A 12,462-nucleotide genomic window follows, 5' to 3' on the forward strand; every position below is an offset into this window, starting at 1 on the left:
CCCAGTCCCAGTCCCGGCCTCTGGCTCAGGGGCGTGGTGCGGGATATCAGGCGCGCACAGCATGGAGCTTGGGCTTGGCGATGGCGGCTTTCAGTTGCAGGGCCACGGCCTGGGCCACTGGCGGCGGAAAGGCATTGCCAACCTGGCGGTAGGCATTGGTTTTGGCGCCGGTAAAGTGCCAGGAATCGGGGAAACCCTGGATGCGGGCGACCATGCGCACCGTGAGGCGGGGCATGTCGTTGTGGAAAGGATCTGGCGCCTCATAGGCGATGGTGCGTCCTTCCACCCCAAGCGATGCCCAGGCGCGCCGTGCCCGTGTTGGCCCAAGGTCCGGCCCGCCATGTTTTTTTGAACCACCCACAATTGTCGGTGCGATCTCATCCGCCTGGGCGGCCCAGTCGTCTGCTCCGCGCCAGCCCCGTGATTTCATCAGGTCCAGCAGGGTCTCGCCGACGGTGGGGGGATTGTAAGGTAGGGGATCGGGCCAGCTGAACTGGTCGGAGTATTCTTTGCGCAGGGCGACAATGGCCACCCGGGGACGCAGCTGCGGTACACCGTAATCAGAGGCGTTGAGCAGGCGCCAGTCGGTTTCATAGCCGAGTTTGGACAGCTGTTTTTTCAGTTTTTCACGGTAGTCATGAAAGGCGGCATCAAGAAACCCGCGCACGTTTTCGATCATCACCGCGCGGGGGCGGGTGGCGTCAACGATATGGATGGCATCGTCAAAAAGGTTGCGCTCATCCTTTTCGCCCAGTTGTTTCCCCGCGACAGAGAAGGGTGGGCAGGGCAGGCCGCCGGCCAGCAGATCAATGCCCTTGTAGGTGCTGGCGTCGTCTTTGAACAAACGCAGGTCTTCTTCCAGAACATTCCAGTCAGGCCGGTTGTGACGCAGGGTGGCGCAGCAATGTTTGTCGATCTCGACCAATGCGGTGTGATCAAACCCTGCGCGTTCCAGCCCCAGAGCCTGACCGCCAGCCCCTGCGCATAGTTCTACGGATGTGAGCATGTGGTGCGGCCTGCCTGTTTCTTGTTTTGGTGTTCTGGATCTGTTCCTAGGCGCAAAGCTGATTCCGCGCAAGGCTTTGCTAAGGGTTACCCATTGTAACGCGAAAGGCCACCCCCGAAGGAGTGGCCTTTTCATGGTCCAAATGGAGCGGGCGAGGCGATTCGAACGCCCGACCCTAACCTTGGCAAGGTTATGCTCTACCCCTGAGCTACGCCCGCGCTGCATTTGGTGAAGCGGCTTCTAGATCGGTTGCGCGGCAGGCACAAGAGAAAAATGCGCAGATTTTGCAAATCAGAGACTGGCACTGCGTCTTTGCTGAACCGGTGGCTTGGTGCAGGTCCTAGTGTCGCGGCAGTGAGGGCTAATTCTGGGGCTGCGCGGTCTTCAGTTCGGATTCTATCTGCGCATCAATCAGCGACAGAATCGATTTATCCGCAGCGCAGGCCGCAGTGAATTTTTTGCCGAGTTGGTCGGGGCTTTGTGCCGCGGTGGCGCCGGACAGGGTGCTGTCAGCGTGTTTCCTGACCTGTTTTATGGTCCCCTTGATGATGCTGTCGCTGACCTTGGTTGCGATCTTGGCATGGGCCTGGGCGGTCAGTGTGGCGCCGACTTTGTTTTTCTTCACCAGCTTGTTCAATCGCTGTGGCACCAGGGTGTAGGTGATGACATCCTTGTGCTGATAAGAGAACTTTTTGAAAAGGTCATCGAGCCGGGAATTGATCAGATTGGCAGCCGAATTGTCGACGATATTTGTCACAATACGGTCCAGATCCTTGGCGTTGGGTGGCTTGCCCTTTTTGATGCTGTCGCCCGTCAATTTGACCGCCTCTTCATAGCTGCTTTTGTAGAGCTGCAGGCCGCCGTCATGGATCACCTTGTCTGAATATTTCAGGATCGTGCTCTTTTGGACCAGAGAGGTCTTGGTGGACACCCTGGCAGCCACCTGGGTGCTGATTTTTGACAAAAACTGTTTTGGAGCCTTTGTCGGGATCCTTGCAAGTAACCCCCCGACCAATGCGTCAGTGAGCACCTTTTTCGCTGAGGCCCCGATGTCGTCGGTCTGACCAGTTTGATGTTTCACGCCTTCGTCGATTGCTGATTGCAGCAGGGAGACACCAGCGCCTGAAGCAACCATTGCCACGGTCAGGCTGGCCCCGGCGGTAACGATCATCGGCGTGGCAATGATCCCGACGGCGACAAAGCCTAGATCGCGGGTGATTTCCAGGCCGGTCACAATGCTTTTGCCGCCGGAAATATACTGGCTCTCAAACCGGTTCATGTCCTTTGCAAAGGTCTGGATGGCTTTTTCGGCCTTGGGAAGTTCCTTGTGAATTCGCGCAAGATCCTTGCTGTTTTTCAGCTTGTTCAAGGCGGCGGCAGCGCTGGCGGCTTTTTTGGCAAGCGCCGGGTTGGGCGCGCCGGTGGTGGCAACCGAGACAAACAAGGCATGCATAAGCGCCATTGCAGCGTCGTTACTGAAGTCCGCTGTGTCCTGGTATTCCTTTTGGTTCATTTGCAGGATGCGATTGTAGGAGAGCAGAGAGCTGACACGGCTTTGGACGTTCTTGAGCGCCTGGGCGTAGAGACGATCATATTCCGCCTTGTTGCACAGGATGGTCTTCCCTTTGAACTTCATTTGATACAGGGGTTCCTTGCGCGCTTTCTCCAGTGCTTTCAGGGCTTTTTGATATTTCGGAAGCAAGGCTTTGAAGGTGCGCCCGCCAGGATCAACCACGCTGTCGGTGACTTTGAAACCGGCCTTCTTTTGAAAATGATTGATGGCCTTGATCAGGCCCGCATCCATTTTGGCAGACTGGCCCAGGGGGCCAATGCCATTGGCCGCGAGCATGTCGCGTAACAGCGAAACATCCTTGGCGGCGTTTTTGACTGCAGCACCCTCAAACGGTCGCGGTGCAAGGCCTACAGGAGCGGAAAGCTGAATACTGGGCATGAATACTCGCGAGAAAATAGAAATCAAAAAAAGCCGGTGAGTTTAATGTTTCGGCTCTTCTTTTGATTGTCAATAAACTGGTTTTGGGAACGCATGGGGCGAGGCCAGCGCGCGGCTGCTTTGAGGTCGGCAAAAAAAGAGCAGGTCGTGGATTTTTTTCAGGTCTCGCGACGGAAAGCAGCGCGCTGTTCGTTGAGACCGGACAGCAGCTTTCAAAATGGGAGACCACCGTGGGAAAACTCGAAGAAAAGATCCGACTTGCTGCGCTGTCGACGGCGGTTGTTCTGGGGGTGTTGGTGCAGTCCGGCGCCGACTGGGACAGGGGCGATGAGGGGGCGAAATCAGCCGAGTTCACCGGGCAGGATCTGACAGTGCCAGTCGTTCAGGTGCAGGCGCTATTCGTGCTGTGTGATACAGAGTCCAAAGGGGAGGAAACCCCAGCTGACCAGTTTTCTGCCATGGCCTTGAAATGGCAGAAAACTCTTTGGACGGAGCAGGTTGAGGGCTGGTACAGATTTATTCAGCCGAGTTTTTATCTGCTGGAATGTGACCCGCCGCAAAAGGTCATCTGGCAGGATGCCTAGGTGCAGGACGCATTCAAAGCCGCCTGTTTGGGCCAGCTTCCTAACCTGTGTCCCTGAGTGAGCCCGCACCTGCGCCAACAAAGCTAGGGCTTGCTGCATCTGGCCGCGGCCAAAATGCAAAGCCCCGAAGGAGCAGTCCTTCGGGGCTTTGTTGTGGGCCATGGAAATTGGCGGGGTGACCCGCGAGCGGTCAGGCTCGCTTAGTCCTCGGCGGCCAGATCCTCCAGCTCGATCAGCAGATCTTTGGCGTCAATCTGGGTGCCTGCGGTGACATGCAGGGCCTTGACCCGGGCAGAGCGCTCGGCGTGCAGGCCGGTTTCCATCTTCATCGCCTCGATGGTGAGCAGCATGTCGCCCTCGTGCACCTCCTGGCCGACCTGCACCGCCACAGAGGCAACAACGCCGGGCATTGGCGCGCCGATGTGATTGGCATTGCCGGCTTCGGCCTTGGGACGGCTTTCGGTTGAGGCTTTGACCAGACGGTTGGGTACCCGGATCACCCGTGGCTGACCGTTGAGTTCAAAGAAGACTTTGACCTCACCTTTTTCATCGGTTTCGCCCAAGGCCTGCAGGCGGATTTCCAGGGTCTTGCCGGGGTCGATCTCGGCTGTGATCTCTTCGCCTGGCTCCATGCCGTAAAAGAAGGCGCGCGTGGGCAGGGTGCGTACCGGGCCGTATTGGCGATGGCGGCCCATGTAATCGAGAAAGACCTTTGGATACATCAGGTAGCCGTTGAGATCCTCGTTATCCACGGGTTTGCCTTCCAGCAATTTGCTCAGCTCGGTGCGGGTCTCGTCCAGATCTACCGGCTCCAGATGGGCGCCGGGGCGTGTCAGGTTGGGGGACTCGCCCTTGAGCACCTTGGAGACAATCCCATCGGGGAAGCCGCCGGGAGGCTGGCCCAGGTTGCCGCGCATCATGTCCACGACGCTATCGGGGAAGGAAAGCTCGGTGTCGGGGTTCTCCACCTCATCGCGGGTGAGGTTCTGGGAGACCATCATCAGCGCCATGTCGCCGACCACCTTGGAGGAGGGGGTCACCTTGACGATATCGCCAAACATCTGGTTCACATCCGCATAGGTCTGGGCGACCTCGTGCCAGCGGTCTTCCAGACCAAGGCTGCGCGCCTGAGCTTTGAGGTTGGTGAACTGGCCACCGGGCATCTCGTGCAGATAGACCTCGGAGGCGGGGGCCTGCAGGCCGGACTCAAAGGCGACATATTGCGCCCGGACCTGCTCCCAGTAGGCGGAGATCTCGCGGATCTTTGCGATATCCAGGCCAGTGTCGCGGTCGGTGTTGCGCAGCCCCTCGACGATGGAGCCAAAGCAGGGCTGTGATGTGCCGCCAGAGAAGGCATCCATGGCCACATCCACCGCATCCACCCCGGCGTCGGCGGCGGCCAGAATGGTGGCCCCGGCAATGCCCGAGGTGTCATGGGTGTGGAAATGCACCGGCAGGCCGACCTCTTCCTTAAGGGCCTTGACCAACTGCCCGGCGGCTGCAGGTTTCAAGAGGCCTGCCATGTCTTTCAGGCCCAGAACATGGGCGCCTGCGGCCTCCAGCTCTTTGGCCATGCCGACATAGTATTTCAGGTCATATTTGGCGCGGTTGGGGTCGAGGATATCACCAGTGTAGCAGATGGTGCCTTCGCAGAGCTTGCCACTGTCGACCACCGCATCCATGGCAACGCGCATGTTTTCTACCCAGTTGAGGCTGTCAAACACCCGGAAGACATCCACCCCGGTGGTGGCGGCCTGACGGACAAATTCCTGCACCACATTATCGGGATAGTTGGTGTAGCCCACGCCATTGGAAGCGCGCAGAAGCATCTGGGTCATCACGTTGGGCATGGCCTCGCGCAGATCACGCAGCCGCTGCCAGGGGCATTCCTGCAAAAAGCGGTAGGCCACGTCAAAGGTCGCGCCGCCCCAGCATTCAACCGAGAACAGCTGGCTGAGGTTCTGGGCATAGGCGGGGGCAACCTTGATCATGTCGTGGCTGCGCATCCGGGTGGCCAGCAGGGACTGGTGGCCATCACGCATGGTGGTATCGGTCAGCAACAGTTGGCGCTGCGCTTTCATCCAGTCGGCAACCGCCTGGGCGCCCTTTTGTTCCAGCAGGTTGCGGGTGCCATAGGGCAGGGGCGCCGGATCCACATGGGGCGGGCGCGGCTCTTTCAGGTCAGCAGCAGGCGCGGCGCGGCCTTCGGTTTCGGGGTGCCCGTTGACAGAAATGTCGGCCAGATAGGTCAGTACCTTGGTGCCTCGGTCCTGACGCTTGGCAAACTGGAACAGATCCGGCGTGTTGTCGATAAAGGTGGTGGTGTAGCTGTTGTCGAGAAAGGTTGGATGCTTCAGCAGGTTCTCGACAAAGGCGATGTTGGTGGAAACCCCACGGACCCGGAATTCACGCAGGGCGCGGTCCATACGGGCGATGGCCTTTTCCGGGGTTGGTGCCCAGGCGGTGACCTTGGTCAGCAGGCTGTCATAGTAGCGGGTGATCACCCCGCCTGCATAGGCGGTGCCGCCATCCAGACGGATACCCATGCCCGTGGCCGAGCGATAGGCGGTGATGCGGCCATAATCGGGGATGAAGTTGTTCAGCGGATCCTCGGTGGTCACACGGGTCTGCAGCGCATGGCCATTCAGGCGGATCTCTGCCTGGCTGTCTTTGCCGGTGGCCTCGGCAATGGGTTTGCCTTCGGCGATCAGGATCTGGGCCTGGACGATGTCAATGCCGGTGACTTCTTCGGTGACGGTGTGTTCCACCTGAACGCGGGGGTTTACCTCGATGAAGTAGAATTTGCCGTCGGTCATATCCATCAGGAATTCAACGGTGCCGGCGCATTCATAGTTCACATGTTTGCAGATCTTGCGGCCCAATTCGCAGATCTCAGCCCGCTGTTCCTCAGACAGATAGGGCGCAGGAGCGCGTTCAACCACTTTCTGATTACGGCGCTGCACCGAACAATCACGTTCAAACAGGTGATAGATCTCACCATGCTTGTCGCCCAGGATCTGTACCTCGACGTGGCGGGCGCGGGTGATCATCTTTTCCAGATAGCCCTCACCATTGCCAAAGGCGGCTTCCGCCTCGCGGCGGCCTTCCAGGACTTTTTCTTCCAATTCTTCTGGGCCGTGAATGGGTCGCATGCCGCGCCCACCGCCGCCCCAGGAGGCCTTGAGCATCAGCGGATACCCAACCTCTGCCGCTTCTTCCGCGATGGCGGACATATCATCGCCCAGCACCTCGGTGGCGGGAATGACCGGCACACCGGCCTCGATGGCGACGCGACGGGCCGAGGCCTTGTCGCCCAGGGCGCGCATGGTTTCGGCCTTGGGGCCGATAAAGGTGATGCCGTTGCGGGAACAGGCATCAACAAATTCCGGGTTCTCCGACAACAGCCCATAACCGGGGTGGATCGCATCGGCGCCACATTCCTTGGCAACACGAATGATCTCATCAATGCTCAGATAGGCCGCAACCGGTCCCATGCCCTCACCAATTCGATAAGCCTCATCGGCCTTGAATCGGTGCAGGCCCAGCTTGTCTTCCTCGGCGTAGACGGCAACGGTTCGTTTGCCCATTTCATTGGCGGCACGCATGACGCGGATGGCGATCTCGCCTCGGTTCGCAATCAGGATCTTTTTGAAATCGGGCATTGTCGCTCCTCGGAGTAGGCTAGGGTTGGCGAAGTGTTAGTTACATCTTAGCCACTGGTATAGCCGTAGTATTGGGTATCTGCGGCATGATTGCGCTCCCATACGGCCAGAATTCGTCAGTTTTTTGTGCAGGTGCAGCATTTCTGGCGAAATCGCAGCGCGAATCCGGCTGATGCTTGTCTGATTTTTAACCGATTTTAAAAGCGCCGAATCTTTAGTCGCCGCTTCGGATCTAGGGACTGCGTGGTAATTCTGCTGCCGCTGGCCGTGGAACCCAGGAAAATGGATCGCAGGCTTTGCTACATGTTTCAGTCGTTTGCGCTGACTGCGTGTGATGGTAACGTTAGGTTGCGAATTTGCAAAGTTCTCACCTCAGCGAGAGAGTGCAGACCCAGTTGCCCCATATTGGCCTCAAGATCTTTGCTCAGAATATCGCACAGATGGGCTGGTCCCTGTGCCCCCAATGCTGCGAGTGCAAAGTGAAAGGCCCGCCCCAGCATGACAAAATCGGCTCCCAGCGCTAGGGCGCGCAGAATGTCCAGCCCGCCTTCAATGCCGCTGTCAAAGATCAGCGGCAGCGTGGTGGCGGCGCGCAGCTCTGGCAGCACGTCGATCGCGGCGGGGGCGGCGTCAAACTGGCGCCCGGCGTGGTTTGACACCCAAAGCGCGTCAACGCCAATTTGCTCCAGTGGCGCGGCATCCTCGGCCCGCATCACACCTTTGATGACAAAGGCACCCTCCCAGGCGTCGCGCAGCCACTTTACATAGTCCCAATCCGGCGAGGTGCGCAGCAGGTAGCCGATATGGGCGGTCGAGGAGAGCCCTTTGCTGTTTTCGGTGACATATTTGTCCAGGGTCCGCATATGCGGCATGCCGCCTTGGCCCCGGTGCCGGCGGGCCATGCCAAGCGCCCAGGTAGGGCACTGGGCGACCTGGGCCAGCAAGCGCGGCGTCAACCGGGGCGGCTGGGTCAGGCCAGAGCGCACTTGGCGTTCCCGCCGCGAGGCGACCGGTACATCCGCCGTCAGCACCAGGGTTTTGAACCCCGCCTTGCGGGCGCGCTCCAACATGTCCCGGCGAATGTCTTCGTCTTTGGGAGGGTAGAGCTGAAACCAGGCCTCTGGCCCCAGATGCGGCGCCAGGTCTTCGGGCGATTGGCTGGCAACCGTGGACAGGGAATAGGGGATGCCAGAGGCGGCGCCAAAGCGCGCCAGGTGGCCTTCGGCATCGGGCCAGATAAGCCCGGACATGCCCAGGGGGGCGATTCCAAAGGGACGCGGCAGATCCCGCCCCAGAAAAGAGGTGCTCAGATCGACCTGCAGGGGCCCATGCAGGATCGAGGGCAAAAACCCGATCTGGTCCAGGGCGCTGCGGTTGCGATGTTTTGTGGCTTCCGCCCCCGTTGCGCTGTCGAGATATTCCCAGACAAATTTCGGCAGGCGGCGCTGGGCGCGGGCGCGCAAATCGTACAGGCCAGGGTAGTGTTGATGTAGATCCATGCCGCATTGATAGGAACTAGAAGCCTCTTGGCAAGAGCTGGCTGACTTTGTTGTGTTCTCTGCGGTGGAGGCATTGGTCACGACAGGGCATTTGAAGGGGTATCAATCTTGCGAACAGAATGCGAACGTCCTCTTTTCTCGCGGGGTGAATCACGCTAGAGTTACGGGCATGAGCACATTTGATGAAATGGACGCCTTTGACGGCGCCTCCCTGTCGTCGCGGGCCATGGCGGCCCGCCCCACTCCCTATCTTGACGGGCTGAACCCAGCCCAGCGAGAGGCAGTGGAATGTCTGGATGGTCCGGTCCTGATGCTGGCCGGGGCCGGGACCGGCAAGACCAAGGCGCTGACGGCGCGGATTGTGCATCTGCTCAACACCGGTTCGGCGCGCACCAATGAAATTTTGGCGGTGACCTTTACCAATAAGGCCGCCCGCGAGATGAAGGAACGTGTTGGCGGGATGCTTGGCCAGCCGGCCGAGGGCATGCCCTGGCTTGGCACCTTCCATTCGGTCTGCGTCAAGCTGCTGCGCCGTCACGCCGAGTTAATCTGCGCTGAGGCGGGGATCGGCCCTGATGCGGTCATTGATGAGGTCAGAGACTCGGAGTCCCCGAATCCCTATGAGGATTTGGGTCCATCGGCGGCTCGGAGACGGCACAGTACCCTGCATCTGAAGTCAAACTTCACCATTCTGGATACGGATGATCAGATCCGCTTGCTCAAACAGCTGATCCGCGCTGCAGGAATAGATGAAAAGCGCTGGCCGCCACGGATGCTGGCGGGCATTATTGACGACTGGAAAAACCGGGCGCTGACACCGGATAAACTGCCCGCGTCTGAGGCGGGGGCCTATAACCATCGTGGGCCAGAGCTATATGCCCAGTATCAGCGCCGCCTGTTGGAGCTGAACGCCGTCGATTTTGGCGATCTGCTGCTGCATGTGGTGACGATTTTCCAAACCCACAGCGATATTCTGGCGCAGTATCAGCGCTGGTTCCGCTATATCATGGTGGACGAATACCAAGATACCAATATCGCGCAATATATGTGGCTGCGGCTGCTGGCGGGCGGTCACAAAAACATCTGCTGTGTCGGCGATGATGATCAGTCGATCTATGGCTGGCGCGGCGCCGAGGTGGGCAATATCCTGCGCTTTGAAAAGGACTTTCCCGGCGCCAAAGTTGTCCGGCTGGAGCAAAATTATCGCTCAACCGAGCATATCCTGGCAGCCGCCTCCGGCGTGATCAGTGCCAATGCGGGCCGCCTGGGCAAAGAGCTGTGGACCGCCGCCAAGGGCGGCGAAAAGGTCCGACTGATTGGCCATTGGGACGGCGAAGAAGAAGCGCGCTGGATTGGCGAGGAAATCGAGGCGACACAGCGCGGCACCCGGGGGCAGCGCCCTATCGGGTTGAATGATATGGCCATTCTGGTGCGGGCCTCGCATCAGATGCGCGCCTTTGAGGATCGGTTTCTGACCATCGGGTTGCCCTACCGCGTCATCGGCGGGCCGCGCTTTTACGAGCGGCTCGAAATTCGTGATGCCATGGGCTATTTCCGCATGGTGACCTCGGCGGATGATGATCTGGCGTTCGAGCGGATTGTGAATACCCCCAAACGCGGGCTGGGCGACAAAGCGCAGCAAACCATCCAGAGCTTTGCCCGCGAAAACGGGGTCTCCCTGGTCGAGGGCGCGCGCCTTGCTGTTGAGGCCGGGGCGATCAAGGGCAAGGGGGGCGCTGCTCTGCGTCGGCTGGTGGAGGATCTGGCCCGCTGGGGGCGGATGACCGGAGACGCGGATATCTCTCATATGGAACTGGCGGAAATCGTGCTGGATGAGAGCGGCTATACCGGCATGTGGCAGGCGGACAAAAACCCTGACAGCCCGGGACGGCTTGAAAACCTCAAGGAACTGGTCAAGGCGTTGGAGAATTTTGAAAACCTTCAGGGGTTTTTGGAACATGTCAGCCTGGTGATGGACAATGACAAGCAGGATTCGGACCAGAAGGTCTCCATCATGACGCTGCATGCGGCCAAGGGGCTGGAGTTCCCGGCGGTGTTTCTGCCGGGCTGGGAGGATGGCTTGTTCCCCTCGCAGCGGTCAATGGACGAAAGCGGTCTCAAAGGTTTGGAGGAAGAACGCCGCCTTGCCTATGTGGGCATCACCCGGGCCGAGGAAGTCTGCACCATTTCATTTGCGGGCAACCGGCGTGTCTTTGGCCAGTGGCAATCGCAGCTGCCGTCGCGCTTTGTTGATGAGCTGCCCGAGGAGCATGTCGAGGTGCTGACGCCTCCGGGGCTTTATGGCGGCGGTTATGGTGCTGCGGCCAGCAGTGATGAACCTGTCCGCTCGACCATTGAGGCCAAGGTGGCCCAGGCCGATGGCTATAACTCCCCGGGCTGGAAGCGCATGCAGGCGCGGGCTGGCCAAAGGGGGAACTCACAGCCAAAACAGGCGGGTAGCCCGATTATTGACCTGACGGCCACCGCCAGTTTCACCCTTGGAGAGCGGGTATTTCATCAGAAATTTGGCTATGGGGCGATTGCTGGTATCGAAGGGGATAAGCTGGAAGTGAATTTTGAAAAGGCGGGCACCAAAAAGGTGGTTGCGCGCTTTATTTCCGCCAGTGGGGCAGGTGCTGAAACCGCCCCGGACGATGTTCCGTTTTGAGGTTTCTGCTGATCTGAAAGATCAGGGATCGGATCGCAAAGCGATCCGACCCGGGCGGGCGCGCCGCGACAGTGGAACTGTCGCGGCGCGCCCGCCACCCCTTTTGCCAATGGTTTGCCAAACCGGGACCGAACCTATGACCGCTATTGCATTTCGCAGGCGTAAGGACGGTCCCCTCAGCGGCAAGGCACCCCGCTGGCTGCAGCATAGGTCATAGGATTTTGGCTGTAGTGACGGCTTTTCAATGGAAAAGGCGTGAAGCTACGGGAAAACAGGTGGCGATTCGATCAAAGACTGACGAAAGAATCGCAACACATGTGTTCATCTCTGCGCCAGTGCGATTCCCCCTCTTGAACCAATTCTAACTTTTTTCAGCCGCGCTGCCTTGGCATGGGGAGATACCGGTGAATAGGCAGGCAGACACAGGGGGCCAGCGGGGTGATGGGCTGGCGGGATGATTACCTGTTGTTCACAGTCTAACGGCCACTGATCAGCCAATAGGTTTCTTTGGGGTTTTGAGCGCGAAGTAACCTGTTTCGTGCGCTAAACCTTGGTGTCCTGCGCAGGGCTAATGGGCCCTCGGCGTTGGCTGGCGTATCAAAGATCTGCCGAGCAGAAGGGCCTCACAGCGCAAGCTATCCGTCGCGATTCAGGCTTATCTTTTGAGAGTATGGCGCACAAAAAACGGCGGTACCCAGGGAGGAGGAGGGGGTACCGCCGTTCATGACAACATCAGGACCAAGGGAGGAGGAGGTCCGGATGCATTCTGTTCCGGCTTAGCCGGTGTTAGGGTGCGGTGACATCAGGGAGGAGGAGGATGTCACCGCGTAGGACAGGCCCTTTAGGGAGGAGGAGAAAAGAGCCTGATCTCTATTAGTTGTTTTCGTAGGCCGCCTGATAAGCGACACGTTTGATCATCGAGCGGTTCAGACCCAGATCGGCAAGATCGCGACCCGAAAGCTCGCAGAGCTCATTGTAGGTCTCGCGGTACAAGCGATAACGCGCGAATTTTGTGCTCAACGCGTCGAACCAGGCTGTGGGCAGGATCGAGAATACAGACTTAGGTGTTGCGATTTGGTTTACAGCGGCCAT

7 protein-coding genes and 1 tRNA gene are annotated in these 12,462 nt (G+C 59.0%); 2 read left to right on the forward strand and 6 right to left on the reverse strand.

Going from position 1 to position 12,462, the window contains the following annotated elements; translation table 11 throughout:
* Positions 1-46: 46 nt before the first annotated feature.
* From JZI28_RS05895 to JZI28_RS05905, 3 genes are all read right to left on the reverse strand, one after another.
* A complete protein-coding gene (locus JZI28_RS05895; protein ID WP_295446728.1) occupies positions 47-1,006 on the reverse strand; it encodes a DNA cytosine methyltransferase in 960 nt (319 codons plus the stop codon).
* A 143-nt stretch (positions 1,007-1,149) separates the two neighbouring features.
* Positions 1,150-1,224: transfer RNA gene (locus JZI28_RS05900), tRNA-Gly, on the reverse strand.
* Positions 1,225-1,367: 143 nt separating this feature from the next.
* The gene (locus tag JZI28_RS05905; RefSeq protein ID WP_375699540.1) at positions 1,368-2,957 is read right to left on the reverse strand and encodes a hypothetical protein; all 1,590 of its coding nucleotides are present in this window, start codon (positions 2,955-2,957) and stop codon (positions 1,368-1,370) included.
* A 230-nt stretch (positions 2,958-3,187) separates the two neighbouring features.
* Here JZI28_RS05905 and JZI28_RS05910 point away from each other — a divergent pair, with 230 nt between their 5' ends.
* Positions 3,188-3,541, forward strand: a complete 354-nt coding sequence (locus JZI28_RS05910; protein ID WP_375699541.1) for a hypothetical protein — start codon at positions 3,188-3,190, stop codon at positions 3,539-3,541.
* A 200-nt stretch (positions 3,542-3,741) separates the two neighbouring features.
* On the opposite strand, the gene JZI28_RS05915 is transcribed toward JZI28_RS05910, so the two are convergent.
* Both JZI28_RS05915 and JZI28_RS05920 read right to left on the reverse strand, forming a co-directional pair.
* Positions 3,742-7,203, reverse strand: coding sequence for a pyruvate carboxylase (locus JZI28_RS05915; RefSeq protein ID WP_375699542.1), 3,462 nt, complete (start codon positions 7,201-7,203; stop codon positions 3,742-3,744).
* A 308-nt stretch (positions 7,204-7,511) separates the two neighbouring features.
* Positions 7,512-8,702 carry an alpha-hydroxy acid oxidase gene (locus JZI28_RS05920; RefSeq protein ID WP_375699543.1) on the reverse strand — a complete coding sequence of 397 codons (1,191 nt, stop codon included), beginning with the start codon at positions 8,700-8,702 and terminating at the stop codon, positions 7,512-7,514.
* Positions 8,703-8,871: 169 nt separating this feature from the next.
* Here JZI28_RS05920 and JZI28_RS05925 point away from each other — a divergent pair, with 169 nt between their 5' ends.
* The gene (locus JZI28_RS05925) at positions 8,872-11,370 is read left to right on the forward strand and encodes an ATP-dependent helicase (RefSeq protein ID WP_375699544.1); all 2,499 of its coding nucleotides are present in this window, start codon (positions 8,872-8,874) and stop codon (positions 11,368-11,370) included.
* An 873-nt stretch (positions 11,371-12,243) separates the two neighbouring features.
* Here JZI28_RS05925 and JZI28_RS05930 read toward each other — a convergent pair.
* On the reverse strand, positions 12,244-12,462 hold the full coding sequence (locus JZI28_RS05930) for a DUF1127 domain-containing protein (protein WP_295446740.1): 219 nt from the start codon (positions 12,460-12,462) through the stop codon (positions 12,244-12,246).

Origin of the sequence: Pseudophaeobacter sp. TrK17, assembly GCF_042192375.1 — a bacterium.
Lineage (GTDB): Bacteria > Pseudomonadota > Alphaproteobacteria > Rhodobacterales > Rhodobacteraceae > Pseudophaeobacter.